At 47.1% G+C, this 25038-nt stretch carries 29 protein-coding genes, 4 pseudogenes and 1 other annotated feature; of the genes and pseudogenes, 30 read left to right on the top strand and 3 right to left on the bottom strand.

The window, feature by feature from the left end:
- Positions 1–205: 205 nt before the first annotated feature.
- Positions 206–456 (bottom strand) — a binding site (T-box leader).
- Between the two features lie 185 nt (positions 457–641).
- Complete coding sequence (locus tag ACWGOO_RS09600; protein WP_452482814.1) at positions 642–1229, top strand: CPBP family glutamic-type intramembrane protease; 588 nt, start codon at positions 642–644, stop codon at positions 1227–1229.
- Entirely contained in the window at positions 1226–1561 is a 336-nt protein-coding gene (locus ACWGOO_RS09595; RefSeq protein ID WP_452482812.1) for a hypothetical protein, read from the top strand. The genes ACWGOO_RS09600 and ACWGOO_RS09595 overlap by 4 nt, the downstream gene beginning before the upstream one ends.
- A gap of 153 nt (positions 1562–1714) precedes the next feature.
- Here ACWGOO_RS09595 and ACWGOO_RS09590 read toward each other — a convergent pair.
- Positions 1715–2104: pseudogene (locus ACWGOO_RS09590) on the bottom strand (polysaccharide deacetylase family protein); the annotation flags it as partial.
- A gap of 9 nt (positions 2105–2113) precedes the next feature.
- Positions 2114–2335, bottom strand: a complete 222-nt coding sequence (locus tag ACWGOO_RS09585) for a hypothetical protein (RefSeq protein ID WP_452482810.1) — start codon at positions 2333–2335, stop codon at positions 2114–2116.
- Between the two features lie 128 nt (positions 2336–2463).
- On the opposite strand from ACWGOO_RS09585, the gene ACWGOO_RS09580 reads away from it, so the two are divergent.
- From ACWGOO_RS09580 to ACWGOO_RS09485, 20 genes and pseudogenes are all read left to right on the top strand, one after another.
- On the top strand, positions 2464–2841 hold the full coding sequence (locus ACWGOO_RS09580; RefSeq protein ID WP_452482808.1) for a hypothetical protein: 378 nt from the start codon (positions 2464–2466) through the stop codon (positions 2839–2841).
- Between the two features lie 196 nt (positions 2842–3037).
- A complete protein-coding gene (locus ACWGOO_RS09575; protein ID WP_452482806.1) occupies positions 3038–3652 on the top strand; it encodes a genetic competence negative regulator in 615 nt (204 codons plus the stop codon).
- 87 nt (positions 3653–3739) lie between these two features.
- Entirely contained in the window at positions 3740–4435 is a 696-nt protein-coding gene (gene prsW, locus ACWGOO_RS09570) for a glutamic-type intramembrane protease PrsW (RefSeq protein ID WP_452482805.1), read from the top strand.
- Between the two features lie 265 nt (positions 4436–4700).
- Positions 4701–6083 (top strand): germination protein YpeB, encoded by a 1383-nt coding sequence (ypeB, locus tag ACWGOO_RS09565; protein WP_452482803.1) that lies wholly within the window; start codon positions 4701–4703, stop codon positions 6081–6083.
- 176 nt (positions 6084–6259) lie between these two features.
- On the top strand, positions 6260–6916 hold the full coding sequence (locus tag ACWGOO_RS09560) for a flagellar brake protein (RefSeq protein WP_452482801.1): 657 nt from the start codon (positions 6260–6262) through the stop codon (positions 6914–6916).
- Between the two features lie 132 nt (positions 6917–7048).
- Positions 7049–7756 carry a (d)CMP kinase gene (gene cmk, locus ACWGOO_RS09555; RefSeq protein WP_452482800.1) on the top strand — a complete coding sequence of 236 codons (708 nt, stop codon included), beginning with the start codon at positions 7049–7051 and terminating at the stop codon, positions 7754–7756.
- A complete protein-coding gene (locus ACWGOO_RS09550; RefSeq protein WP_452482799.1) occupies positions 7753–8346 on the top strand; it encodes a lysophospholipid acyltransferase family protein in 594 nt (197 codons plus the stop codon). Before cmk ends, ACWGOO_RS09550 begins: the two co-directional genes overlap by 4 nt.
- A gap of 119 nt (positions 8347–8465) precedes the next feature.
- Positions 8466–9692, top strand: coding sequence for a 30S ribosomal protein S1 (gene rpsA, locus ACWGOO_RS09545; RefSeq protein ID WP_452482797.1), 1227 nt, complete (start codon positions 8466–8468; stop codon positions 9690–9692).
- A 144-nt stretch (positions 9693–9836) separates the two neighbouring features.
- The gene (der, locus tag ACWGOO_RS09540) at positions 9837–11159 is read left to right on the top strand and encodes a ribosome biogenesis GTPase Der (RefSeq protein ID WP_025682256.1); all 1323 of its coding nucleotides are present in this window, start codon (positions 9837–9839) and stop codon (positions 11157–11159) included.
- Between the two features lie 11 nt (positions 11160–11170).
- Positions 11171–11779: a glycerol-3-phosphate 1-O-acyltransferase PlsY gene (plsY, locus tag ACWGOO_RS09535; RefSeq protein WP_452482794.1), complete on the top strand. Its 609-nt coding sequence runs from the start codon at positions 11171–11173 to the stop codon at positions 11777–11779.
- The gene (locus ACWGOO_RS09530) at positions 11772–12812 is read left to right on the top strand and encodes an NAD(P)H-dependent glycerol-3-phosphate dehydrogenase (RefSeq protein WP_452482792.1); all 1041 of its coding nucleotides are present in this window, start codon (positions 11772–11774) and stop codon (positions 12810–12812) included. The genes plsY and ACWGOO_RS09530 overlap by 8 nt, the downstream gene beginning before the upstream one ends.
- Positions 12813–12981: 169 nt before the next feature.
- The gene (locus ACWGOO_RS09525; RefSeq protein ID WP_452482790.1) at positions 12982–13257 is read left to right on the top strand and encodes a stage VI sporulation protein F; all 276 of its coding nucleotides are present in this window, start codon (positions 12982–12984) and stop codon (positions 13255–13257) included.
- Positions 13258–13443: 186 nt separating this feature from the next.
- A complete protein-coding gene (locus ACWGOO_RS09520; protein ID WP_452483001.1) occupies positions 13444–14070 on the top strand; it encodes a hypothetical protein in 627 nt (208 codons plus the stop codon).
- 52 nt (positions 14071–14122) lie between these two features.
- Positions 14123–14473: a 2Fe-2S iron-sulfur cluster-binding protein gene (locus tag ACWGOO_RS09515; protein ID WP_452482788.1), complete on the top strand. Its 351-nt coding sequence runs from the start codon at positions 14123–14125 to the stop codon at positions 14471–14473.
- Positions 14474–14783: 310 nt separating this feature from the next.
- Entirely contained in the window at positions 14784–14945 is a 162-nt protein-coding gene (locus tag ACWGOO_RS09510) for a hypothetical protein (RefSeq protein WP_452482786.1), read from the top strand.
- Between the two features lie 13 nt (positions 14946–14958).
- A complete protein-coding gene (spoIVA, locus tag ACWGOO_RS09505; protein WP_137063472.1) occupies positions 14959–16437 on the top strand; it encodes a stage IV sporulation protein A in 1479 nt (492 codons plus the stop codon).
- 208 nt (positions 16438–16645) lie between these two features.
- Positions 16646–17281: pseudogene (locus ACWGOO_RS09500) on the top strand (hypothetical protein).
- A gap of 57 nt (positions 17282–17338) precedes the next feature.
- A pseudogene (locus ACWGOO_RS09495) lies at positions 17339–17934 on the top strand (ATP-binding cassette domain-containing protein); the annotation flags it as partial.
- A gap of 41 nt (positions 17935–17975) precedes the next feature.
- Positions 17976–18182, top strand: a pseudogene (locus ACWGOO_RS09490) (ABC transporter permease); the annotation flags it as partial.
- Between the two features lie 255 nt (positions 18183–18437).
- Positions 18438–18710: an HU family DNA-binding protein gene (locus ACWGOO_RS09485; RefSeq protein ID WP_137063469.1), complete on the top strand. Its 273-nt coding sequence runs from the start codon at positions 18438–18440 to the stop codon at positions 18708–18710.
- A 71-nt stretch (positions 18711–18781) separates the two neighbouring features.
- Here the strand turns inward: ACWGOO_RS09485 and ACWGOO_RS09480 are convergent, their stop codons facing one another.
- The gene (locus tag ACWGOO_RS09480) at positions 18782–18955 is read right to left on the bottom strand and encodes a hypothetical protein (RefSeq protein ID WP_452482784.1); all 174 of its coding nucleotides are present in this window, start codon (positions 18953–18955) and stop codon (positions 18782–18784) included.
- Positions 18956–19109: 154 nt separating this feature from the next.
- On the opposite strand from ACWGOO_RS09480, the gene mtrB reads away from it, so the two are divergent.
- The 8 genes from mtrB to ACWGOO_RS09440 all read left to right on the top strand — a co-directional run bounded on the left by mtrB (position 19110) and on the right by ACWGOO_RS09440 (position 25034).
- A complete protein-coding gene (gene mtrB, locus ACWGOO_RS09475) occupies positions 19110–19340 on the top strand; it encodes a trp RNA-binding attenuation protein MtrB (protein WP_354452766.1) in 231 nt (76 codons plus the stop codon).
- Positions 19341–19437: 97 nt separating this feature from the next.
- Positions 19438–19989, top strand: coding sequence for a hypothetical protein (locus ACWGOO_RS09470; protein WP_452482781.1), 552 nt, complete (start codon positions 19438–19440; stop codon positions 19987–19989).
- A gap of 116 nt (positions 19990–20105) precedes the next feature.
- Positions 20106–20975, top strand: a complete 870-nt coding sequence (locus ACWGOO_RS09465) for a heptaprenyl diphosphate synthase component 1 (RefSeq protein ID WP_452482779.1) — start codon at positions 20106–20108, stop codon at positions 20973–20975.
- 9 nt (positions 20976–20984) lie between these two features.
- The gene (locus ACWGOO_RS09460; protein ID WP_452482777.1) at positions 20985–21713 is read left to right on the top strand and encodes a demethylmenaquinone methyltransferase; all 729 of its coding nucleotides are present in this window, start codon (positions 20985–20987) and stop codon (positions 21711–21713) included.
- Positions 21706–22581 (top strand): UbiA-like polyprenyltransferase, encoded by an 876-nt coding sequence (locus ACWGOO_RS09455; RefSeq protein ID WP_452482775.1) that lies wholly within the window; start codon positions 21706–21708, stop codon positions 22579–22581. The genes ACWGOO_RS09460 and ACWGOO_RS09455 overlap by 8 nt, the downstream gene beginning before the upstream one ends.
- Positions 22578–23240: a UbiX family flavin prenyltransferase gene (locus tag ACWGOO_RS09450; protein WP_452482773.1), complete on the top strand. Its 663-nt coding sequence runs from the start codon at positions 22578–22580 to the stop codon at positions 23238–23240. Before ACWGOO_RS09455 ends, ACWGOO_RS09450 begins: the two co-directional genes overlap by 4 nt.
- On the top strand, positions 23197–24063 hold the full coding sequence (locus ACWGOO_RS09445; protein WP_452482771.1) for a menaquinone biosynthetic enzyme MqnA/MqnD family protein: 867 nt from the start codon (positions 23197–23199) through the stop codon (positions 24061–24063). Before ACWGOO_RS09450 ends, ACWGOO_RS09445 begins: the two co-directional genes overlap by 44 nt.
- Positions 24060–25034, top strand: a complete 975-nt coding sequence (locus tag ACWGOO_RS09440; RefSeq protein ID WP_452482769.1) for a polyprenyl synthetase family protein — start codon at positions 24060–24062, stop codon at positions 25032–25034. The genes ACWGOO_RS09445 and ACWGOO_RS09440 overlap by 4 nt, the downstream gene beginning before the upstream one ends.
- The last annotated feature ends 4 nt before the right edge of the window (positions 25035–25038 follow it).

Genomic DNA, 25038 nt, shown 5'->3' with positions numbered 1-25038 from the left:
GAAATACATTCCATAAAGAACGCGAAAAATTTGAATGCTTCTGAAAGAACAAAAGATTGCGGACAGCACTAACGTGATAACGCATTGACGCAGAAAAGGGATAAAATAGAATTAGGCACCAAACTGACGGCTAAAGGCCATAAGCAGGACCGCTTTGCGGTTTCTGGACATCAAAAAAACTCCCGAATCACATACTATCTCCATAGTAAGGGACGAGAGTTTATCGTGGTACCACCCTAATTCGCAGCCATTTCGCAACGGACTGCCTTCAGCGATCATAAATATGACCGAAAGGATAACGGTTTTCTGCCGATTGCATCTAATGCCGGGATATCATCCAAGGCTTCGATGCAATAACTCAAGAGCGCTGAAAGTAGTTACTTCGCCACCGGCTTCCACCCAAGCACCGGCTCTCTGAGGACGAAATCAATACCTTTTCTCCATCATTGTTGTTGTCGCTAATAATTTTTCCATAATGTATCATGGCTTACATGGACATGTCAATAGGACATGTGACATGTGTGGACACCGGGCTAGATAAATAGCTACAGAATGCAGAATACTAAGTTTGAAGCCTTCTTGAATCCGTTCGACTTTTTGGCTATGATGCTTAAGAAGACTATGCAGAGGACTAACTAACTATGAAAAAGCTTAAAGTAAAATGGAAAAGAGCGCAAATTCATGAATTGAATGACCGCTTGCTGCTTTACAATTTGTATCTAACTCAGGGACTGACCCTGGTGGTCGGCGTAATTTGGATTATTTTTCAGAAAAGAAATGTGCTGAAGCTGTTTGCGTGGCCGAACAGTTTGCAAGTTTTATGGTGGGGGTTGGGACTGGCTGCGGCTATGCTGCTGGTGGACCTGCTCCTGTCGCGGGTTATGCCCGAGGATGCTATGGATGACGGGGGCATTAACCAGATGCTGTTTCAAAACCGACCCATCTGGCACATTGTATGTATAGCAGCCATCGTTTCGATCTGTGAGGAACTATTGTTCAGAGGGGCGATTCAGTACAGCTTTGGGCCTTACTGGACAAGTATCTTGTTTGCGGTCATCCATATCCGTTATTTGCGGCATTGGATTCCGACAGGCTGGGTTTTTCTGAGCAGTTACGGTTTGGGCTACATATACGTGCAGACCGGTAGCCTGTGGGCGCCGATCATTTGTCATTTTTTAATTGACCTCATATCCGGTTTGGCGCTACGTTTTCGGAGGTATGAAGCATGAATCAGGAACTTAGCAGAGTGCAGACTTACGGCAGCCGCCGAAATGGACGCAAAGGCAAGGAAGAGAACAGTCCAAAACTGGTTCGCTCCCGTGCTTCACGGCCCGCACCGGAATTGGCTCATGTTGCTGCTGCACCGGAAGTTGCTGTAACGATGGAGGAAGATGCTCCTGTCAGCAAGTACCAGACACGGGCGGAAATGTTTCCGTCCCGCCGTATCCGGGTGAGCAAGTGGTTTTTGAATTTTTTGAGCACACTTTTTGTGCTCATTACAGCAGCATTGCTGTGGTGGGGTATCAAAGGGGCACCGCCCATTAGTGAAATGCTCTGGTAATGATAAGCCTGAGTGATCTCATGTGCTTACGCAAAAAGAGCCTCCTTATCCGCTTATGACTTGCGGGAAATGGAGGCTCTTTTTGCAATCGTTTAGGATTGGTAATAGAAGCACAAGCTCGAGAGCCTGCTAGTTAGCAGGAACCTCAATACTTTATGGCTCGACAAAGTGGTAACCTTTTTGCTCCAGACGGGTTAACGGGCTATCCAACGCCTCTGCGGTCCATGGCAGCTCATGCATCAAAATATTGCTGCCCAGATGCAATTGTTCCGTCACATTCTTGAAAAGTGCATCGGTTTTATTGGGGTGACTCTTTTTCATTCTCGAGCAGCTAAGGGTGCTTCTTCACGCGGTAACCGTTTACGAAGAAAATGGCTTTGGCTTTGTGCTTGTCCAGTGTATCAATGATTTTGTTGATCATGACCGCTTCCTTGGGACCGTCGTCAAAGGTCAGCAAAACAACCTTTTTTTCCGCCCCTTGCTGGTAGGGACCACGTTGTAAGCCTTGTTCAAATGATACGTTTTGTTAACGGTAGCCGTTGAATTTGGAGCCTATTTGCTGTCGGCGACGGTCCTGCCAGTTTGCGGTGATGTTTGAGCCGTTGAGTTGTTACCATGATTACTGCCTGCGTGCTCACTGCTGTTGGTTGGGGAAGAAGCTGTGTCCTGCCCTTTGTCTGTGTTCTCACTGGTTTCAGACGTTGCCGGGATCTGGTTCTTGCTTGTGGCTCCGATTCCGGCTTGACCGCAGTGCAAGCACTTAGCAGCAGACATGAGATCAACAAAATGGCTGCTGTTTTTGTACCCATTAATTCATCTCACCTTCCTATATTTATAGCGTATGAGTTTGTCTCTGCTGACGAACACTAGGCTTGATACTACCACAAAGGGAGGTTCTAATTGTGAAAACATCTTCATTTTTCCTGGGAATCGTTTTGGGCGCAGTGGCGAGCACTATGATCTCCCGTAACTGCAGCATGTTAGGTTTATCTATGGGCATGGATGGAAAAAAAGGCGGTAATCTGGTTCAAAAAGCCCGTACCAAAATGATGGACGCGGCGTTCCCCGGAATGGGTGATATTACGCTTAACAAGCAAGAAACCCGTAAGGATCACGATCACCGTTCCACAACAGATAAAAAGCCTCATAGCGCCCATACAGCCCAAAATAAAGAAGTAAATATGAAGCTGATTAAAGATTTTATCAGCACCAGTCCCGATGTTAAGCGTGAGGTCGAGCAAATCCTGAGAGAAACTCATACAGTCGTACCGGGTTTGTAACCCGAAACCTCTATCTCGAATCATTTTGCGGCTTTTTTGTAAAAGCCGTTCAAATGATTCTTTTTTTTATCATTTTATTGCGTGCATTTACGATTATAAAATGATAACATGATTACATAGAACCATTTTCATCACAGGCACCATAAATGCATCATAATCTGTTAATAACACTCGGCTGCCAGGAGGAGAGTCCAGTATGAAGATAGAAAGATTAAGCCAGGACAAGATACGGATTTTCCTTACCTTTGACGATTTGAGCGAACGTGGTATTCAAAAAGACGACATGTGGCAAGAGATTCCAAGAGTCCATGAGCTGTTCACCGAAATGATGGATCAGGCATATAGTGAGCTGGGCTTCGACGCCACGGGACCGTTAGCTGTCGAAGTATTTGCTCTACCTGCTCAGGGCATGGTAGTTATCGTCACTCGAGGGAAATACGACCACCAGCAATATGGTTCGGTTCCCGATGATGAGCTTCCGGAGGAAGTCTACGAAATGGAAGTTACGCTGGAGCACAGTGATTCCATCGTCTACGCGTTTAGCGATTTCGAAGTACTCATAGAAGCGGCTCACATGCTCCGTAGCAGCACCACGGATGCAGGTAAGCTGTATCATTATAGAGGACAATGGATTCTGCATTTGGAGCCGGAAGAAGTGGAAGAGCCCAAGCTTGCTGCTTTGATCGCGGTTCTTGCTGAATTTGGGGAAGGCTCATCCGTAACACCGGCAATGCTGGAGGAGTATGGCAAGCTGGTCATTTCTGAACAGGCGATTGACGTCATCTGTACTCATTTTGACAGCCGCTCTTAATGGGCTTAAAGAAAAGTAAATTTCGAAGTGACTTTGTCGGCTCTGCGGTGAATGCAGGGCCGACTCATTTTTATGGAGGGATGATCGGTGCTTCTGTTTTCTGTTTTAGCGGCAGCAACTGCGCCGGGTCTCGCCTTATTAATGTATTTTTACTTGAAGGACAGATATGAATCCGAGCCGCTGCACATGGTCATCAAAGTGTTTTTGCTCGGCTTTTTGGTGGTACTGCCTGTCATGATTTTTCAACGCGGTTTGCTGCTTTGGCTGGGGGAGTACACGTTGATCCAGGTATTTGGCATTTCAGCTGGAGTAGAAGAGTTTTTCAAATGGTTTTTGCTGTACCACATTATATATAATCACACCGAGTTCGATGAACCTTATGACGGAATTTTGTATGCCGCCGCAATCTCTCTTGGATTTGCAACCGTTGAAAATCTGCTATACGCATGGGCGGGCCATGCTTCTGTTAGTATGATGCTGATGAGATCATTACTTCCGGTATCCGGTCATGCAATGTTTGGAGTCATGATGGGCTATTATATGGGGAAGGCCAAGTTTTCACAAGACTGGAAAAGCAAATATATGTTGCTTCTATCATTGGTGCTTCCATGGTTCTGGCATGGAATATATGACCTGATTCTGACGACAATTTCGCATGACTGGATCTGGTTCATCATCCCTCTGATGGCATTTCTCTGGTATGGAGGGATGGCGAAAATCAGCAGGGCCAACAATCGATCTCCATTTCGACTGTTCAAACAGGAGGAAAAGGTTAATATGTAACAAATTGGGGCACACTGATCTGACAAACCTGTTAGAGAAAGAGGTGTCTTTTTTTTGCGTATTAAAGTGAGGATACATTGCAAAAGGTGTGGTGAACGTTTCGTGCTGAGAGGACGAATGGAGCAAGGGCGTGTTCAGACCGGATTTAAGCGCTGTATCTGCGATAACTGTGAGTTTATTATCGAAGTTATGGAAAACCATGCATAAGAGAGCATTCTTCTTGTCACACTATCGGTAGTGTACTTTAAGAAAGGAGACTCCCAATATGTATAGACGACTTAGTGCCGTAATGTTTCCGATTGTTACCCTGGTTATGATAGGAGCATTTGTGTGGGGTTATCGGGAAAGCCAGATGAGAAAAGAGATGTCTCTTCAGGCAAACAGTATGTCGATTAAAGCGGAAAATCAATATCAGCGTGCGTTTCATGATTTGTCGTTTCATATGGATCAGTTGCATTCACAACTTGGGAACGCTATTGCAGTTCACAACACGTCACACGCTATGCATCGCAAATGTCTGATGAATGTGTGGAGAATTACGAGCGAGGCCCAAAATGAGGTCAACCAGTTGCCGCTCAATGTGATGCCTTTTAATCATGCCAAGGATCTGTTGTCACATCTATCTGCATTTGCGTATCAGACATCTGTCCGTGATTTGGATCACGAGCCTTTGAATGAGAAAGAATTATCAAATTTGAAAACCTTATACACTAATTCCAGAGAAATTTCGAAAAATATGCACGAAGTCCGGCAGAAAGTCCTCAGTAAAAATTTGCGTTGGATGGATGTCGATACAGCGCCAGGCTCCCAGACCGGGCCTAAGGACAATACCATTATTGACGGCTTCCAAACCGTCGACAAAAAGGTGGAGAACTACAAGGAACTGGATTGGGGACCATCCGTGGCTAGCATCTATGATAAGCGTTCTGTGAAGAAGCTGAGTCTTCCTGCTGTGAACGCGGAGCAAATTAAGCGAAATGCAGCTGAATTTACAGGGAAACCGGAAAGTCAAATCCGTGTCCATGAAAATGGTAAAGGAACGGAATGGGCGTCTTATACAGCTATCCTGTATAACAAACAGAAGCCTGTAGCCACCATGGATTACACCAAAAAAGGCGGCAAGCTTATTTCTTACCACGATATGAGAACAGTTGGGCCGAAAAAATCAACTCGCAATGAGGCGGTCCGCCATGCCAGTGAATATCTCCAACATAAGGGATATCCGGGGATGAAGCCTGTTTCTTATGATGAAAGTGGAAATTTAGCCAACATCACATTCGCCACCCAAAAAGGGGATGTGATCATCTATCCAGAAAAAATCACAGTTAGATCCGGCCTCGATAACGGACAAGTGATCGGTTTTCAGTCGAGTGACTACGTGTACGAGCACAACCATCTCCGCCGTATACCGAAGGCTAAGCTGGATGTGAAGGCAGCACGTGCGAAGTTGAACCCTGAGTTTCGTGAAACGTATCACCGGAAAGCACTGATTGAAAATGAACTGTCCAAAGAGGTTCTGTGCTACGAATTTGGCGGAAAAATCAACGGTTCCATTTACCGAATCTACATTAACGCTGATACGGGGATGGAAGAAACGATTGAGCAAGTTAAAGATTCGGACGAACCAACTCCTGCAAATCATGTTTAACTGTAAATTGAGTAAATACGTAAAAATGAACCATTAGTCACGCTAAACCTCCTTTATTAAGGAGGTTTTTTGTGCTTTTGACATGGTTATAACAAATATAATGCTTAAAACAGGCACAAAGTCGTGGTATTATACACCTTATTGCAGCTTTTAAGTGGACAAGGATGGTGGACGGTTTGTTTCCTACAATTAATGATGTGCTATACATACAAGTGGCTGGTACCGATCATACGGATGAACATTTTGAATTTAAGTCGCGTATTGCGGAAGAGGAGTCTCGGAACTTTCTAATGGAAGTACCCATGTCTCAAACGAGTGGGCATCTGAAAAAACTGTTTTTGGGAGAAGAACTGTCGATATTTTTTATGAGCGAAGGTGGGATAAAAAACTACTTCAATACCCACGTTACCGGCTTTAAAGAGGACGTGCTCCGGATGGTCCGTATTCACAAGCCTGCCCCAGACAGCATCAGCAAAAATCAACGTCGAAATTTTCTCCGAGTTCAGGCCAACCTGGAAATAGCGGTAAAGTATGGATCAAATGAATCAAGGTTTGTAGCAGAGACGCATGATGTGGGAGGTGGAGGTGTTTCTTTCCAGACTCAAGGATCACATCACCTGGAAGAAGGTGAATCATTGTCCTGCTGGATTCTGATCCCGTATAAAAATGGAACTCAGGAGCATGTCCAGTTCCAATCCGAAATTATACGTATTCAACAAATGGAAAACGGTCGCAAGTTGATCATGCTGAAATATGAGAAAATTGCTGATCAGGAGCGTCAAAAGCTTATCAAATATTGCTTTGAGCGTCAATTGGAATTCCGGGGGAGATAGCAAACATCCGAAGGTTTTCTTTTTTTGCTAACCTGCCGTTCATTTTGCATCAACTCTGAATGTGTGGTATAATTTTCACGTCGCAGGCAATGCCTGCTTTTTTCTTGAGGTTAGGTTAGGAGGAATTACCTGTTGGTAAGGCAGCATGTATTTTCAAGTAATAAAATAAATGTAGCCATAGATGGACCTGCTGGTGCAGGGAAAAGTACGGTGGCCCGCTTGGTAGCGAAAGCACTTTCTTATGTTTATGTAGATACCGGAGCGATGTATCGGGCAGCAACGTGGTACATGATGCACAAGGAAATTCCAGCGGAAAATATACAAAAAGTGCTTCAATATGTGCCTGAGCTGGTGATTGAATTAGTACCGGACCCTACAGGCCAAAAGGTTTATTGTAACGGGGAAGATGTAACGACAGTGATTCGTTCGATGGAAGTGACAGGCAAGGTGTCACAGTATTCGAGTATTGCGGGGTTACGTTCGCGTTTGACTGAAAACCAGCGTGAAATGGCCGCGCGTAAAGGTGTCGTTATGGATGGTCGCGATATTGGAACCACTGTGCTTCCTGATGCGGAAGTCAAGGTGTTTATGACCGCAAGTGTTCAAGAACGTGCCTCTCGCCGGTTTAAAGAACTGAGCGGAACTGATGATATCACTCTGGAGCAGCTCGAACGTGATATTGCGGCGCGTGACAAGCTTGATGAGGAGAGGGAGGTATCCCCGCTTCGTTGCAGTGACGACGCTATCGTGCTGGATACGACCCATATGGGCATTCAGGATGTCGTCGATACCATTGTATCTTACTGCACCACGGCGAAGGATGGAGAGATCAGCCAATGATATATGCTGTATGCGTCCGTATTTTGCGTCTCATATACCGCTTTCTGTTCAGACTTGAGGCGGTAGGCAGGGAAAATGTTCCTGCTGAGGGCGGAGTACTGTTGTGTTCTAATCATATTAGTAATCTGGACCCTCCAACAGTTGGCATTTTGCTGGATCGAAAGGTTCACTTTATGGCGAAAGCCGAGCTATTTAATATTCCTGTATTCGGTCCGTTGATCGACAAGCTGGGAGCTTTTCCGGTCAAACGCGGTGGTGTGAGCAAGGAATCCATTAAGCTGGCCTTGACCATTTTGCGTGACGGCAAGGTTATGGGGATTTTTCCCGAAGGCTCCAGAGGAGCCGGGGGAATCGGTAAAAAGGGTGCTGCCAGCTTTGCGCTGCGTAGTGGAGCGGCTGCCGTTCCGGTCGCCATTGTTGGTGATTACAAGCTTTTCCGTAAAACGAAAGTGATATACGGCAAACCTGTTAATTTGGATGCTTACCAAAAAGGCGCCGTTATCGAAGGAGATCCGCTTGAGCTGGCAACAGAAGAGATTATGTCTCGTATTCGTACAATGCGAGAAACCGGCGAGCCTACGAATAACTGAAAGGTTTGCATGAATTGTGTCTAATCTCGGGAAACTAGAACAGAAGTTTAACAATGTTTTGAACTCTGCCATGCGCAGGTTTAAATAAATGGGTTTTTTGAATTGAGGAGGGTATTGACATGTCGGAAGAAATTAAAAATCAAGAAGCTGCTGAAGCGGCAAACCAAGACGAGCTCGATCAAATCGTCTCCCTGAAAAAAGGTGACACCGTTAAAGGTACAATCGTGAAATTGGAAGATAACCAAGCGGTAGTAAGCATTGGATATAAATACGATGGAATTATTCCAATTCGCGAGTTATCTTCTGGTTTGGACAACGCAGAAGAAGCAGTACAAGTAGGCCAAGAGGTTGAAGCTAGAATTATTAGCATCGACGACGGCAAAGAAAAACTTGTCCTGTCCAAACGTGCAATCGACAGTGAAAATGTTTGGGAAAAGCTGGAGCAGCTGTTTGAAAGCAAAGAAGTATTTGAAGTGGTTGTTAATGATGTCGTTAAGGGCGGCATCGTTGTAGACGTGGGTCTGCGCGGATTTATCCCTGCATCCATGGTAGAACGCCATTTCGTTGAAGATTTCAGCGATTACAAAGGCCGCACATTGCGTGTTGTCGTGAAAGAGCTGGATCGTGAGAACAACAAAGTAATCCTTTCTCAAAAAGACGTTTTGGAAACAGAATTCGAAGCCAACAAGCTCAAAGTAATGGCTGAGCTGAAAGAAGGACAAGAAATCGTGGGTACGGTTCAACGTCTCACTCAATTCGGTGCTTTCGTTGACGTAGGTGGCGTGGATGGTTTGGTTCACGTATCTGAAATTGCCTGGACTCATGTTGACAAGCCTTCCGATGCGGTTTCTGAAGGCGATCAAGTAAAAGTGAAAGTCCTGAAAGTGGACCCTGAAAAAGGAAAAATCAGCCTGAGCATGAAAGCTGCACAGCCTGGTCCTTGGGAATCTGCTGCTGGACAATTTAACAACGGTGACGTTGTAACAGGCGTTGTTAAACGTCTGGTTAACTTCGGTGCATTCGTTGAAATCGCTCCTGGCGTGGAAGGTTTGGTTCATATCTCCCAAATTTCCCACAAACACATCGGAACTCCACAAGAAGTTCTGGAAGAAGGACAAGAAGTAAAGGTTAAAATTCTTGAAATGAGTCCTACTGAAAAACGTGTTAGCCTGAGCATTAAAGAAACTGAGGAAGCGCCAGAAGCTGCTCCAAGAGCAGAAAGAGCGCCACGTGCATCCCGCGCGCCTCGTGAGGAACTGAACAATCCGAACGTTTCTTTGAACAATTCCGGTCTGAGCATTACGCTTGGCGAACGTTTTGGCGATAAACTGAACAAATTTAAATGAGTTTGAATCCATACACTTTATAAGCATAACGTACACCATCGGCGGACCCAGAGGGTTCGCCGATTGTTGTTACGTGACAATATCGCTAACAGGCATGTTTTTTGCTATGATGATAGCGGAAGAATGGACAGGAGGAGTGAATTTATGGCAAGACCCGTTGTGGCTATTGTCGGTCGTCCGAATGTGGGTAAATCCACCATTTTTAATCGGATTATCGGGGATCGTTTATCCATAGTGGAAGATAAGCCTGGAATCACCCGTGACCGTATTTACGGAATATCGGAGTGGAACGGTAAATCCTTCAGTATTATTGATACTGGCGGCATTGAGATTGATGGAGAAGATGAAATCTTGAAGTCCATCCGGATGCAAGCCGAACTAGCTATAGAAGAAGCAGATGTGATTGTATTTATGAGTGATGCGAAGGCAGGGATTACGCAATCTGATGAAGAGGTAGCCCAAATGCTGTATCGTTCGGGCAAGCCTGTTATTGTGGCTGTAAACAAGGTGGACAATCTGGAACGTGCGGATCTGATTTATGAGTTTTATTCCTATGGATTCGGCGACCCCATTGCCATTTCCGGTAGCCACGGTATAGGTATTGGTGACCTGTTGGACGCGATCACATCCAATTTGCCTGAGCTGGAAGAGGACATTTATGATGAAGATGTGATCCGTGTTGCCTTGATTGGCCGCCCGAACGTAGGTAAATCCTCGCTCGTTAACGCCATCCTGGGAGAGGAACGGGTTATTGTTAGTGACATTGCAGGTACAACGCGTGATGCAATTGATACGCCTTTTGAAAAAGACGGTCAGAAGTATGTACTGATCGATACGGCGGGTATGCGTAAACGTGGTAAAGTCTATGAAACGACAGAAAAATATAGTGTGATGCGTGCAATGCGTGCTATTGAGCGTGCAGATGTCGTGCTGGTCGTTATTAACGGTGAGGAAGGCATTATTGAGCAGGATAAGCACATTGCAGGTTACGCTTATGAAGCGGGCAAAGCCTCGCTGTTTGTTGTGAACAAATGGGATGTCGTGGACAAGGACGATAAAACGATGCGCCAATTTGAAACTAAAATTCGCGACCACTTTCTGTTCATGACCTATGCTCCGATTGTGTTCTTGTCTGCGAAAACAAAGCAGCGCTTGCAAAAGCTGCTCCCTGTTGTCCAGCATGTGGCGCAGCAGCATGTCTTGCGTATTCAGACGCATTTGCTGAACGATGTTATTTCCGATGCGGTTGCAATTAATCCTCCGCCAACTGACAAAGGACGCCGTCTGCGTATTAACTATGTGACTCAGGTTGCTGTTAAGCCGCCTACGATGGTTGTATTCGTCAATGATCCGGAAATGATGCACTTCTCTTACGAGCGTTATCTGGAGAACAAAATTCGCGCCGCCTTCAACTTTGAGGGAACTCCAATTCGTATCTTTACACGGCGCAAGTCTGACGAAAGTTAGGAGCGAATAGGTTGATTTTACAGATCATTGCCATCGTACTCAGTTACTTGCTTGGCTCTGTCAGCTTCAGTCTGCTATATGGAAAATTAAAAGGAATCGACATTCGCCAGCATGGAAGTGGCAATGCCGGCGCGACGAATACGCTGCGTGTGCTTGGAAAAGGCCCTGCCATACTGGTATTGCTGCTGGACGTACTTAAAGGGATTGTTGCGGTGCTGATTGGGCATTGGCTTGGCGGAAATTCAACTTGGTTACCAGGTTTGTGTGGCATTGCGGCGATTGCAGGCCATAACTGGCCGGTATATTTCCACTTTCGCGGAGGAAAGGGTATTGCTACCGCCATTGGTGTATTGGCCTCGATTGCAATAATTCCCGCATTGTGTGCCGGAATTATTTCGATTCTTGCAATCGTAATTACGCGCTATGTATCCCTTGGCTCGCTGATTTTTGTCATTTTGACCCCTTGGATCTTGCTGGTACTTGGTTATGACTGGCCGTTCTTCTGGACGGCTCTGGTTATTTGTGTGTTTGCTGTGTGGAGACATCGTACCAACATTGCCAAGCTGGTACGGGGGAAAGAAAACAAGCTTGGCTCCAAAGGAGGAGATCGTCTTGTCTGAGAAAATAGCTGTGCTGGTCGCGGGCAGTTGGGGAACAGCTCTAGCTTCCGTCCTTGCGGCTAATAACAACGATGTCTCTGTCTGGACGAGAAATGAACAGCAAGCTGCTGAAATCAATGAGAATCATACGAATGACCGTTATTTACCTGGCTCCATCCTGTCTGAACGGATTATGGCTACAACCAATATGGAAGTTGCGGTGTCCGGTGCTAAAGCAGTCATAATCGTAGCTCCTTCCGCTGCTGCACGTCAGGTGGCGCGTAGTCTGAAAGCATTCTTTACCAAAGATATGCTCATTGTGCATGCCATTAAAGGCTTTGAAACGGAAACACTCAAACGTATGTCCACGGTGATTTCAGAAGAGCTGGAGGTCGCGGAGGGTGATATTGCCGTGCTGTCCGGCCCGAGCCATGCGGAAGAAGTGGTCCGGAAATGCCCTACGACGGTTGTCGTAGCCTCGTCTAATGAGAAGGCAGCACAGGCAGCACAGGAGCTGTTCATGAACTCCTATTTCCGTGTATATACGAACCGGGATTTGTTGGGTGTGGAGCTATCCGGAGCGTTGAAGAACATTATCGCTCTGGGAGCGGGGATGTCGGACGGATTAGGCTTCGGTGATAATGCAAAAGCGGCTTTACTGACCCGTGGGTTGGCAGAGATTACCCGTGCCGGAGTAGAAATGGGAGCCAATCCGTTGACCTTTGCCGGGCTTGCGGGTATAGGCGATCTGGTCGTCACCGCAACGAGCCGTCACAGCCGTAATTGGCGTGCAGGCTCGCTGCTTGGACAGGGGAAAAAGTTGGATGATGTGCTAGAATCTATGGGTATGGTGGTAGAAGGCATTCGGACAACAAAGGCGGCCTATGCGATCTCGCAAAAGTTGGGCGTTCAGATGCCTATTACGGAAGTGCTATACGGGGTACTATTTGAAGGGCGTGACGTCCGCAAGGCCGTCGAGGCACTCATGGGGCGCGACCCGAAAACCGAAATGGAAGTCATGCCTCTGCAAACATGGGAACAATGGAATTCATAAAGGCTTAGCTTCCATAAAAACATACAAAAGGCTGTCTCGCAAGTAGATTTTATCTACGGTTGAGACAGCTTTTTTCAGTTAGGCGTTTGGCATGTCTTTTGTAAGCTTAATCACCTTTGGCCTCCACCATTCATACACTGAGTTGAGCAATGGCGGAGGAGGGGAGAATGTGAATAAAAACTTTCCGAAAGATGCGTTGAAGGCCATTAACAAAAAAGGTGGCAAAAACATATCTGAAAACGCGGTGAAAAAGTTGGCAGACACCGTGAAGGCGGACACGCTTCAAAGTGAAGCACAGCTGCGTCAACTGATAAAACAAGTATCTGCGATGGCCAACGTTCCGGTGTCGGAAGATACCATAAGGGATATTGTTGGTGCCGTCAAAAAGAGCGGAATGAATACCTCCAATATGGAAGCGTTGATGAAAATGATGATGAAAAAATAAAAATCCGGCCGTTTACCGGCTGGTTCTAATCTCCGTGAACCGGACAGGTTCACGGTTTTTTTCATATATTGCAGCAGATTCTCGTTTGCTCTCTTATGCATAAAATGTCGAACTGCCATACATAACATGATATAATGGTGCCCGACAGGAAACGGGATGATGGACTGAAAGGGAGGAAATAATGTGATGGAGGCTATACCTTCGGTGCGATTGAACAAGCTGTCTCACGAGCTGACGGCTGCGCTGAGCAGCTTGGCTGACGGCTGGGCATCCGTTGCTGTTCCGTGGATGCTGGGAGGAAGCTGTTCGCTGCTTGTACAGGAGGTTGAGCTGGATCGACTGCCTCGAGATATTGATATTTACGCAGATATTCACGCAGCGAAGCAGCTCCATGCGAAATCACCGGGTATAATGATCGACCGACAGCAGGTAGATCGTAGTGGCTCGTACGTTTCATTGCTGAGCCATTATGAACTGGAGGGATTTCCAGTTGAGCTTGTGGGTGGTTTCGAGGTGCTGTGTGATGGAGCTTTGTATCGATTGGAGGTCGAACGGTTGCTATGGTCGGCTGGAATCTGGCTTGATCTGGGGCGCTCTTCACTGCATCTGATGCCACTCAGTCATGAGTTGCTATTTAATCTATTACGAAATCGATCCGACCGATATGAGGCGATAGCAGATGCCATGAAGCGTGATCCGCAGCGACATATAGCGGTACTGAATCAACTGCTGATCAGCAACATTTGGACAGATGACCAACTGGGTAAGCTGCAAGAGCTTTTGCCTTGGCCCGAGTTGCATTCCAGAAGCTGAATGAGGCCGTAATTGGCAGGTTTGTGGTTGCTAAAAGAATGGAGGACTGTTCATGGATGTGCATATTACGTTTAAGCCGTCGGGCAGGCGCGTACAGGTCGATCAAAGCACGACATTGCTTCAGGCCGCACGTAAAGCGAACGTGTATATTCCAACCCGTTGTGATGGAAAAGCGGCCTGTCTCATGTGCAAGGTGCATATTTCACAGAAATGGGCTGTACACGCAGGCCAGCCAAGTAATGCAGAGCGCCGCAAGCTAGGACCATTGCTGGAAGAAGGCATCCGCTTGTCCTGTCAGGCCCGCGCCGAGAGTGATGTTGAGGTGACGATACCGGAGGATAAGCTCAAGGCGGCTGTTCGGCGACAGCTTGAGCGTCAGGCACAGGAAGACGAACTGTGGTAAAGCTTAAATTCAAAAGAATAAGAAATAAAGGATGTTATCCGACGACTATGAAATTTATACCCCTAAGTGAACATGCGAAAAAGTGTTCTTAATATGGGTACGAGTTGGCGTAGAGAGTCAGAGAGACATCCTTTTTTTATCATAAATCTAGCGTCGAAGTCATGGGGAAACCCCGCTACGCATATATTAGGTGAGTGGACCCAAACGTAAAATATTTTTTTTGCAGTGATCGCTGTGATGAACTCTATTTTTTCAAAAACCTGAACATATTTTACGGAGGGGATACATATGATGGTATCAGTCCAAATGCATGTACGAGTTTACGCCGTTTCGCCGATTCCATCAGTCTCCTGACCTCGGCGGCGGACGACTTCCGGGCATTTTAAAGGCTGTTCTGCCGCATCTGGGATCAAGCAGTTGGTTGAACACGAAGCGGATGCTCATTAAGCATTTTTCCTTCGGAGACTTTTGAGGAGGGGATTTCATTGGAGAAAGTGGACATTTTTAAAGACATTGCCGAACGCACCGGAGGAGATATTTATCTTGGGGTCGTCGGCGCAGTCCGAACAGGTAAATCAACTTTTATCAAGCGGTTCATGGAGACAATTGTTCTGCCGAACATTACAAGTGAGGCGGACCGTGCCCGCGCCGTAGATGAGCTGCCACAAAGTGCGGCAGGGAAAACGATCATGACGACGGAGCCTAAATTCGTACCGAATAATGCTGTCCAGATCAAAGTAACGGAAGGACTGGATGTGAATGTCCGTCTGGTCGACTGTGTAGGATACGCAGTAGAGGGTGCGAAGGGGTACGAGGATGAAAATGGTCCGCGGATGATCTCCACGCCATGGTTTGAAGAACCGATTCCGTTTCAGGAAGCGGCGGAGATTGGCACGCGCAAGGTCATTCAGGAGCATTCGACGCTCGGTGTTGTCGTCACGACAGACGGCACGATTGCGGAAATCCCGCGTAGCTCTTATGTAGAGTCGGAAGAGCGAGTCATTGAGGAGTTGAAAGAAGTAGGCAAGCCGTTTGTGCTGGTCATCAATTCCACGCATCCACGCAGCGATGAAACACTGCAACTTCGCAGTGAGTTGGCGGCCAAGTATGATATTCCTGTCATGACGCTCAGTGCGGCTACGATGACAGAAGATGATGTTACAGGCGTGCTTCGTGAAGTATTATATGAATTCCCAGTGCATGAGGTGAATGTGAACCTGCCGAGCTGGGTTATGGTGTTGAATGAAGATCACTGGCTGCGCAGCAATTATGAGAACTCCGTCCGCGATACGGTAAAAGACATTCGACGCCTGCGTGATGTAGACCGGGTGGTCGGCCAGTTTATGGAGTATGAATTCATCGACAGGGCCGGTCTGAGCGGGATGAATATGGGTCAGGGTGTGGCGGAAATTGATCTGTTCGCACCGGATGAGCTGTACGATCAGATTTTGGTCGAGGTGGTCGGGGTAGAGATTCGCGGCAAGGATCATCTGCTACAAATGATGCAGGATTTTGCCCATGCCAAACGGGAATATGACCGCTTCGCCGAGGCATTGGAAATGGTCAAGACGACCGGATACGGCATTGCTGCTCCGTCGCTGGCTGAGATGGCACTGGATGAACCGCAGCTAATTCGTCAGGGCACGAGGTTTGGTGTGCGGCTCAAGGCCACAGCGCCTTCCATTCACATGATTCGAGTCGATGTGGAATCGGAATTTGCTCCGATTATCGGGACAGAGAAGCAAAGTGAGGAACTTGTGCGCTATCTGATGCAGGATTTTGAAAATGACCCGATTAAAATTTGGGAGTCGGACATTTTCGGCCGGTCGCTGCATTCTATTGTCCGTGAAGGCATTCAGGGCAAGATCGCAATGATGCCGGACAATGCACGCTACAAGCTTCAGGAAACGTTGGGCCGCATTATTAACGAAGGCTCAGGCGGTTTGATTGCAATTATCCTTTAAGTGTAATTAAATGAAAATCATGTAATAAAAAATAACGCAGAGAGCTATCCGCTCTTTGCGTTATTTTTATGTTCAATTGTCGTATTTTGTAGTATGTGATCGGAAAATATTTTTATATTCATAAAACCCATTTACATATTTGGTTTAACGCGACATCTTTAGTATCAAATTTGAATCATTTTGTTGAAAGATCGAGGGGAAACGAAACATGAATTTTCAAAAAAATAAGAAGCTAGGACTAGGGACTATGATACTACTGGTACTGGTTTTGCTGGTCACTGCATGTGGCGCGCCGAAAACAGAGAGCGGTGCTCAAAGGATAAGTAGTACAGGATCGAACACAACAGATGCAAAAGCAGACCATTTAAAATTAAAAGGCAAACGAGTTGCATTAATTATGGAGTTTAACACTGGCATGTTCTCGCGGCAGTATGTTCAGGGCGTGGAAGAGGAAGTTTACCCTGAGGGTGAAATTACAGCAGTGTGGGATGAATTTGCCAAAGGTGCAGCACGCGCCATCCAGCAAGCTGGGCGCAGGGAAATTAAAGTCTACGGTATTGCTATGAGTGACAAGGATCTGCAAATGATTCAGGACCAGAAAAATCCTTGGGTAGCTTCGGCGGCTGTAGATCCGACAGCGCGTACAAGTGCGCTATACATACCAGAAGCTGCACGGGGACAACCCGGAGGAGCAAGTGGTATTGTGAAGGCGGTCTATATAAAGCGTGAAGTATTGCCGGATAAGCAAATTTCTACCTCCGAGCTGTCTCAATATGTAAAGGGATGGGGCCAAAGCGAGCAAGGTTACAAGGATTGGATGAAAGAATATGAGACGGCCAAATAAACTTTAGGATAAAGCACAAGGTGCGCTTTTATCGTAAGCAGGTGTGAGGGAGGTACCATGAGTTCAAAAGTGTATACACTGGAAATGAAGAAAATCAGCAAACAGTTTGCTGGTGTGGATGCGCTGCGGTCCGTGGATTTTACGGTGCATGGAGGTCAGATTCACGCTCTGCTGGGCGCAAATGGAGCCGGTAAAAGTACGTTGATGCGTTACGCATATGCTTGGTAAAACATTTGAGGAGGAATTTCCGAAAACGGATGTTCCTATCGGTGAAACGGTGTTGGAAGCCAAAGGGCTTCACAAGGGATTACGGGTTCACGGTGTCGATTTGCAGGTCAGACGCGGGGAAATTTTGTCTATCGTAGGTTTGGTCGGTGCGGCAAAACGGAGCTGTCCCGGCTTCTTACAGGCGTCGATAAACTCGATAAGGGGGAACTGGTCTTCAAAGGCCGCTCCATTCGTCTGAGGGAGCCTGCGGACGCGATAGTTCAAGGGATTGTATCCATACCTGAGGAACGGCGCAAGTAAGGTGTATTCATCGAAGAGACGGTGGAACGAAACCTTAGCCTTCGTTATTGGGCAAGTTGAGTGTACTGGGTTTTATCAGTCGTCGCAAAGAACGTACGAACGGTAACGAAGTCGTTGCTTCCCTTAATGGCTGGGTATCCCGATTTCGGTTATTTTGCTTCTGTTAGCGGAGGTTTTTGTCGGCTTTTCGGTCTTTGGAGCGGGTAAACTGAGTGCCATGGGTACGTTGATCGGGGCGGTTCTGATCGGGGTATTGGTGAACTTCCTGACTAGGATGAATGTGCCGTATTTTACCCATAAAATCGTTAAAGGAGTTGTGCTGGTGCTCGCGCTGGCCGTCACTTTTTATGTGTTAAACTGTCGCCGTACTTGAAATTGTCTGTGGACTGTATTACTATAAACCTTGTTCCACGCAAGAAGGGTGCCATAAAACGCCAGTTTCGGCGATATTGTCTCTATATTGCGGAGGTTAGGTATATTCTATGTATATTTAACGGCGAAACGGAAACAGATGATAACATTATGGAAGGCATACCGCCCGGGTTATTTTATACAGGCGACTTCATATCGGTTCAACAACACCGATAACCTTAATGCTGGACTACATTTGAATTGGGAGGTGAATATTATGAATAAAACGGATTTGATCAATCAGGTTTCCGAAAGCACTGAATTGTCCAAAAAGGACGTAACTAAAGCCGTTGACGCTGTATTCGAAGCGATCTCCGGAGCGCTGCAAAGCGGAGACAAGGTGCAACTGGTGGGTTTTGGGAACTTTGAGGTTCGTGAACGTTCTGCACGTAAAGGACGTAACCCGCAAACAGGAGAAGAAATCGAAATCCCTGCGAGCAAAATTCCGGCATTTAAACCGGGTAAAGCGCTCAAGGACGGAATTAAATAAGATTTCTTACATATTCCCATTGCGCTGGAAAGACCGTGAATTTGATTCACGGCCTTTTCTTTTTTGTCCTGTTATTCCGTAGCAGATGCAATGCGGGATGAAGGAGGGGAAGCGGTTCTGTCGTTCCGTGAGGCATAGGCGATCAGCACCGGCGGTTCACCCGTTAGCTCAGCAAAATCATGCTCCAGTTGCTGAAGCCGCTCTACTTGGGCAGGGCTCAGATTAACGGGACGATAGTTCTTCATCCAATTTGCTCCTTTTGTTAGCGGGGGCTGCACGGATAGTATGGCTCGGGACGCGGTAATTGTTGCAGTTAGCGCCAAAAGCATGTGGTTGACAAAACAAGTTTGATTCTCCATCATAAAAAGTATGGCTTCGGCTCTCAGGAGGGATATGGATATGGAAGATAACGTGAAGGGTAGCAGTGAGTACGTTGTGATTAAAGCAAAAAGCAACGGATGCCAGGTTTTTGGTCTGACAAGAGGTCAGGATACACGCCTGCATCATTCAGAAAAATTGGACAAGGGTGAGGTGCTGATTGTTCAATTTACCGATCATACCTCTGCTATTAAAATTCGCGGCAAGGCCGTTGTGATGACCAAACACGGAGTCGTGGATACGGAGGATTAAAATGCAGGCATAGCCTGCTTTTTTTTGTTGTACAATGAGAGTGAGGACCTTTACCGTAGCAAAAACCCATAACGGGTAGGGGTCAGGGGAGGCTCTGATGAAACCTTGGATTGTACTAGGTGGCTCGATTCTCATAACCACCGCCGCTGCTGTACTGCTGCCATCCCTACAGGCGCTGGATTCGGGAACTACAGCTGTTCGTGAGACACAGGCGGCGATATCGTCGCAACAGCGGGTGCTGCTGACCGATGACAATTTGGTGGATACGCTGAAGGAGCTTCCTTTGACGACACCGATTGCCAGCGTAAGCTGGGAACACTCAGTCCTTACTCTGGATGTAAAGCTGTCCAAGGAAGAAACCGCCCCGCTTGAAATCTATCAAAATATGGCGGAGATTGCCGCCTTTAGTTTTTATGGAACGACGAACGTACGGCAATTACTGCTTCGAGTAGTGACTCAGGACGAATGGTCAGGAGAACGGCATCTGCTGCTGGCATCCGATATACGCCGGAACGAATGGACGATTGAAGCGCTGGATCAGCTGAGAAGCCGGGAAGGTGCGGACTTGCTGGAGGAACTGAAAGCCCGTTTCCGTATTACAGTAACTCCAATGTGGCAAAGCAGGTTTAAGGGTGTATATACAGATTAGGTGTTTCTGTCGTCGGACCTACAGTACTTTAGTCGCGAATCAATTTAAATTGTGATAGAATATAAGGCATTGCAATTATTTGAGTACACCAGAAAGTCATGGCTCGGAGGCTTAGGATGAAACCGTATCGCGTACCCCAATTAGCAAGGAAATATGTGGAATACGACATGATTCAACAACATACGGAAATGCCGGCTTTTCCTTACAGTCGTACCCGTCTGTTGTTTATGTTTTTGAACCGGAATGCGAAGGAGCTACATGCAAGTGAGGATGAACTGTACGCACTGGTTACCTCACTCGTGCAGATGGGGCTGGATACGCATGATATGATTGATACTTTATCCGGAATACGGAGTCCGGAGGAAATGCGTTCCAGACAGCTGAAAGTGTTAGCCGGGGACTATTTTAGTAGCCGCTTTTATCAGCTACTTGCATTGGCAGGTCGCATCACAGCCATTTCGAAGCTGAGTGATGCCGTGTGTGAAGTAAATGCCGGTAAAATGAGCCTGTATTGGGAAATGAAGCATCTCCGCCTAAATGCGGCACAGTATTTAACTCAAATGGTTCGTTTTAAAAAGGAGCTTTTTCTATCCTTTACTTCACTTGTGGCAGAACAAGATAGGGAAGTTTGGGAACAGCTTCTCAACGAATTTGCCCTCTGTGATACGCTGGCAGAGGAATGGGACAAACGTGGAGAACCGGATAAGTCCCGTTTCGGATATATGTTTTGGCATGTTTACGGTAATGGTGACTATAACGAACGGGAGCTGCTGTCAGAGAGTGGTCCAGACATCGATGCATGGCGCAAGCTTGTTCTGAAGTACAAAGCCGAGGAAGCGTTACTGGATAAGCTCCGCACGGCTATTACACACATCCGGCAGATCCTGTCAGATGATCAAAATACGGGGATCGAGGAATTCGAACGCATGCTGGAACCTTTCCAGAAGCTGCTGAATAGTCCACACCCGGTTGTAAGGGAAGGTTAGGTGAACGTCATGGGATCAAACGACACCAAGCCGAAAGAGCAGTTCGTTCATGGCGTGTTTGAAAGCATCGCAGGTAAATACGACTTGATGAACGATATACTGAGCTTTCGCAGACATAAGGCTTGGCGTAAATTTACGATGAAAGAAATGAACATGCACCACGGGGATACGGCAATCGACCTTTGCTGTGGTACGTGTGACTGGACGCTCGCGATGGCGCGTGCAAGTGAAAGTGGTCACATCGTAGGGCTGGATTTTAGCCAGAACATGCTGAATGTAGGCGAGCGCAAGATTGCATCGGAAGTCCGTGAAAAGCAAATTAAGCTTGTTCAGGGCAACGCGATGGAGCTGCCTTTTGAAGACAATTCTTTTGACTACGCAACGATTGGCTTCGGTCTACGTAATGTGCCTGATCTGCGCCGCGTGTTACAGGAAATGCAGCGTGTCGTCAAACCAGGCGGGCAGGTCGTATGTCTGGAACTGTCCAAGCCTACATGGCAGCCGTTCAAGGGAATTTACTACGTATACTTTAAACACATCTTGCCCATGCTCGGCAAATTGTTCGCCAAACGTTATGAGCAATACAAATGGCTCCCTGATTCGTTGGCGCTTTTTCCGGGAAGGGATGAGCTGGCTGGCATCTTCCGTGAAGTCGGATTAAAGGATGTACAGGCTCATTCTCTTACTGGAGGCATTGCGGCACTGCATATTGGAATCAAGGAGAGTCAGCATGTTTAAGAAAATTGCTATTTTTTTGGAAATGATTAAAATTGAACATACGTTATTTGCGCTCCCATTTGCATTTATGGGGGCTGTATTAGGGTCAGTTGTCGTGACAGGCACGTTTCCTTCATGGTCGCAGATCGGATGGATCTTGCTGGCTATGGTCGGCGCACGCAGCGCTGCTTTCGGATTCAACCGCATGATCGACCGTGTGATTGACGGGAAAAATCCGCGTACGGCAGGACGTGCCATCCCGGCGGGGCTGCTCAAGTCGAGCGAAGTGGTGATTTTCATTATTGTCAGTTTGGTGCTGTTGTTCTGGGCATCGTTCAAGCTAAGTCCGCTGGCGTTCAAGCTGTTCCCACTGGCCTTTTTTATGCTGGTTTTTTACTCTTACACCAAGCGTTTTACCTGGCTTTGCCACATCGTACTCGGTCTGACAATTGGATTGGCGCCGCTGGGCGCGTGGGTTGCAGTGACGGGGCAAATCGATTTAACCGCTATCGTATTATATCTCACGATTGCATTTTGGACGGCTGGATTTGACATTATATATGCTTGTCAGGATATTGATTTTGACCAGAATGAGGGTGTTTATTCCATTCCTGCCCGCTTTGGTGTAGCAGGTGCGCTCAACATCGCCCGGGCATTCCATGTCATTACGGCGATCGGATTTAGTGTGCTGTTCTTTATTACAGATTTAAGCTGGTGGTATCTGGCGGGCATGATTATTTCGTACATTATCTTATTCTATGAGCACTATATCGTATCTCCGAAGGACCTGAGTCGTTTGCAGACGGCGTTCTTTACGATGAACGGTGTACTGAGCATGGTCGTATTTACTTTTACACTGGTTGATTTGGTGGTGCGTCAATACTTATGAATCATAATCAGGTGAGCAACCATCAAGGCAAACGAATCGTTATTGGCATTACAGGCGCGAGCGGAAGCATTTATGGAGTACGGCTGGTAGAAGCACTGCTGGATTTGCAGTACACAGTTCACCTGATTGTTTCCAACGCCGGCTGGCGGGTACTGAAAGAGGAATTAGGCTGGAACGTAACTGACCGGGAGGGGGCTCTGAATGACAAATTCGGGGGCCGTCCCGGTTCTCTTGTATACCATCCGTTCACGGATATTGGCGCTTCGATTGCGAGTGGCTCTTACCTGGTGGACGCGATGGTCATCATGCCCTGCTCGATGGGCACGTTGTCCGCAGTGGCGCACGGATCGTCCGATAATCTCATGGCGCGAGCAGCAGATGTGATGATGAAGGAAGGCCGTCCGCTAATTCTAGTGCCTCGTGAGACGCCGCTGCATGCCATTCATTTGGAAAATATGCTTAAGCTTGCAAGGCTCGGGGTCAAAATGATTCCTGCTATGCCGGCTTTTTACTTTCATCCGAAGACGCTGGATGATATCGTACTGTTCCTCGTAGGCAAAGTATTGGACAGCTTGCGGATCGAACATCAACTGTTTACGAGATGGGGGGATTCCGATGCCGACACCGGACACCAAGACAATCACAATCGGAAAAATTAAATATACAAATGCTTGGCCCATTTTTCATTATTTTAATCCTTCACAGCTTCTCTATCCGGCGGAACTGGTTTCTAAAGTCCCGGCGGAACTGAACCGTAGTATGCTACAAGGAGATCTGGATATCAGCGCGATGTCCTCCTTTGCTTATGCATCCGGTGCCGAGGATATGCTGCTGTTGCCGGATCTGTCTGTCAGTGCGGACGGTCCTGTGCAATCCATTCTGCTGTTCTCACGCAAGCCGCTGGATGAAATTAAAAACGGAACGATTGCGTTGACGAATACGTCCGCTACATCCGTGAATTTGTTGAAAATTTTGATGCAGAAGGCGTGGGAAGGCCAACCTTCCTATTTCGACTGTGAGCCGGATCTGGATTTGATGCTGGAGCAGGCGGATGCGGGGCTGTTGATTGGAGATCACGCGATCAAGGCATCCTGGCGGCGTGATGGTCTGTACGTTACGGATCTCGGAGAAGAGTGGAAACGCTGGACAGGGTACAGTATGACCTTTGCCGTATGGGCAGTACGCCGTGTTTTTGCCAAACAGAATCCTGATGCGGTGGCTGAAGTAGCGAATGCGTTTCGTGTAAGCAAGCAGCGCAGCTTGTCTGATCTGACGTCTGTTATTTCCGAAGCCTGCAAGGAAATTGGAGGCCTGCAGGATTATTGGGAGCGCTACTTTACTAATCTGTGTTATGATTTTGGAGACAAGGAACAAAAGGGTTTAGAGCTTTATTTTCAGTATGCGCATGAACTGGGGCTGCTTGACCGACGAGTGAAGCCGCTTCTCTGGAGTGACAATACGCTGACACGGGTGAAAGAATGAAACGATTGGATTTGTTCGGTTTATTAAAGAAGGATATGAACTTCATAGAAGAAGAGCTGTACCGCAGCATCGACAGCACGGAGGCGTTGATTAATGATACGTCGCTTCATCTGCTCAAGGCGGGAGGCAAGCGTTTGCGGCCGGTATTTGTGCTTCTGGGGGGCAAGTTTGGGGAATACAATCTGGACAAGCTCAAACGCATAGCGGTACCGCTGGAACTGATTCATTCTGCTTCCCTCGTTCATGATGATGTGATTGACGATGCAGAGATGAGACGCGGCCAGCCAACCGTGAAGTCCAAATGGGACAATCGGGTGGCCATGTACACCGGAGACTACATATATGCACGTGCGCTTTCAATAGCCGCAGAACTGCCGAATCCGGACATTCATCGGGTGCTGTCCAAGGCGCTGGTGCAAATGTCCATCGGTGAAATGGAACAAATCCGCGATTTTTTTAATGTGGATCAGAGTGTACGTAATTATTTGCTTCGCATACGTCGCAAAACGGCATTGTTGATTGCGGTCAGCTGCCAACTGGGAGCTATGGCTGCGGGTGCGCGGGAAAGAGTAAATTCCCTCTTGTATACCTATGGCTACAATGTGGGTATGGCTTTTCAAATTCAGGATGATTTGCTTGATCTGTGTGGCACGGAAAAAAAGATTGGCAAGCCACCGGGCAGTGATATGAGGCAGGGTAATATTACGCTTCCGGTTATTTATGCGCTTGGACAGTCTGAGCTGCGCGACGATCTATTGGCTGAAATCGGCCGTATTCAGGCTGGGGACGGGCAGGGAGATGCACGCAAAGCGGTGGATATGATTAAAAAAAGTGAAGGAATCGCTAAAGCGGAAATTCTCGCCGACCGATATATTAAAAAAGCGCTACACGCGCTGGACTTACTGCCAGATGTCAAAACGAAAAAGACGCTGCGCGATATTGCTCATTTTGTGACCCGCCGCTCCTACTAAAGTT

This window comes from Paenibacillus sp. NPDC055715 (assembly GCF_053617595.1).
The sequence above is the reverse complement of the archived record's forward strand: the minus strand, read 5'-3'. Positions and strand labels throughout refer to the sequence as shown.

Bases quoted from the DNA above. Each gene is read 5' to 3' on its own strand.
- ACWGOO_RS09600 (WP_452482814.1), top strand. From the start codon at position 642: ATGAAAAAGCTTAAAGTAAAATGGAAAAGAGCGCAAATTCATGAATTG.
- ACWGOO_RS09445 (WP_452482771.1), top strand. From the start codon at position 23,197: ATGCCGACACCGGACACCAAGACAATCACAATCGGAAAAATTAAATAT.
- ACWGOO_RS09550 (WP_452482799.1), top strand. From the start codon at position 7,753: ATGATATATGCTGTATGCGTCCGTATTTTGCGTCTCATATACCGCTTT.
- rpsA (WP_452482797.1), top strand. From the start codon at position 8,466: ATGTCGGAAGAAATTAAAAATCAAGAAGCTGCTGAAGCGGCAAACCAA.
- mtrB (WP_354452766.1), top strand. From the start codon at position 19,110: ATGGAAGATAACGTGAAGGGTAGCAGTGAGTACGTTGTGATTAAAGCA.
- ACWGOO_RS09460 (WP_452482777.1), top strand. From the start codon at position 20,985: ATGGGATCAAACGACACCAAGCCGAAAGAGCAGTTCGTTCATGGCGTG.
- ACWGOO_RS09470 (WP_452482781.1), top strand. From the start codon at position 19,438: ATGAAACCTTGGATTGTACTAGGTGGCTCGATTCTCATAACCACCGCC.
- ACWGOO_RS09515 (WP_452482788.1), top strand. From the start codon at position 14,123: ATGGATGTGCATATTACGTTTAAGCCGTCGGGCAGGCGCGTACAGGTC.
- ACWGOO_RS09455 (WP_452482775.1), top strand. From the start codon at position 21,706: ATGTTTAAGAAAATTGCTATTTTTTTGGAAATGATTAAAATTGAACAT.
- ACWGOO_RS09520 (WP_452483001.1), top strand. From the start codon at position 13,444: ATGGAGGCTATACCTTCGGTGCGATTGAACAAGCTGTCTCACGAGCTG.
- ACWGOO_RS09450 (WP_452482773.1), top strand. From the start codon at position 22,578: ATGAATCATAATCAGGTGAGCAACCATCAAGGCAAACGAATCGTTATT.
- ACWGOO_RS09465 (WP_452482779.1), top strand. From the start codon at position 20,106: ATGAAACCGTATCGCGTACCCCAATTAGCAAGGAAATATGTGGAATAC.
- ACWGOO_RS09595 (WP_452482812.1), top strand. From the start codon at position 1,226: ATGAATCAGGAACTTAGCAGAGTGCAGACTTACGGCAGCCGCCGAAAT.
- ACWGOO_RS09480 (WP_452482784.1), bottom strand. From the start codon at position 18,955: ATGAAGAACTATCGTCCCGTTAATCTGAGCCCTGCCCAAGTAGAGCGG.
- ACWGOO_RS09510 (WP_452482786.1), top strand. From the start codon at position 14,784: ATGTACGAGTTTACGCCGTTTCGCCGATTCCATCAGTCTCCTGACCTC.
- ACWGOO_RS09440 (WP_452482769.1), top strand. From the start codon at position 24,060: ATGAAACGATTGGATTTGTTCGGTTTATTAAAGAAGGATATGAACTTC.
- ypeB (WP_452482803.1), top strand. From the start codon at position 4,701: ATGTATAGACGACTTAGTGCCGTAATGTTTCCGATTGTTACCCTGGTT.
- ACWGOO_RS09585 (WP_452482810.1), bottom strand. From the start codon at position 2,335: ATGTCTGCTGCTAAGTGCTTGCACTGCGGTCAAGCCGGAATCGGAGCC.
- ACWGOO_RS09485 (WP_137063469.1), top strand. From the start codon at position 18,438: ATGAATAAAACGGATTTGATCAATCAGGTTTCCGAAAGCACTGAATTG.
- der (WP_025682256.1), top strand. From the start codon at position 9,837: ATGGCAAGACCCGTTGTGGCTATTGTCGGTCGTCCGAATGTGGGTAAA.
- ACWGOO_RS09575 (WP_452482806.1), top strand. From the start codon at position 3,038: ATGAAGATAGAAAGATTAAGCCAGGACAAGATACGGATTTTCCTTACC.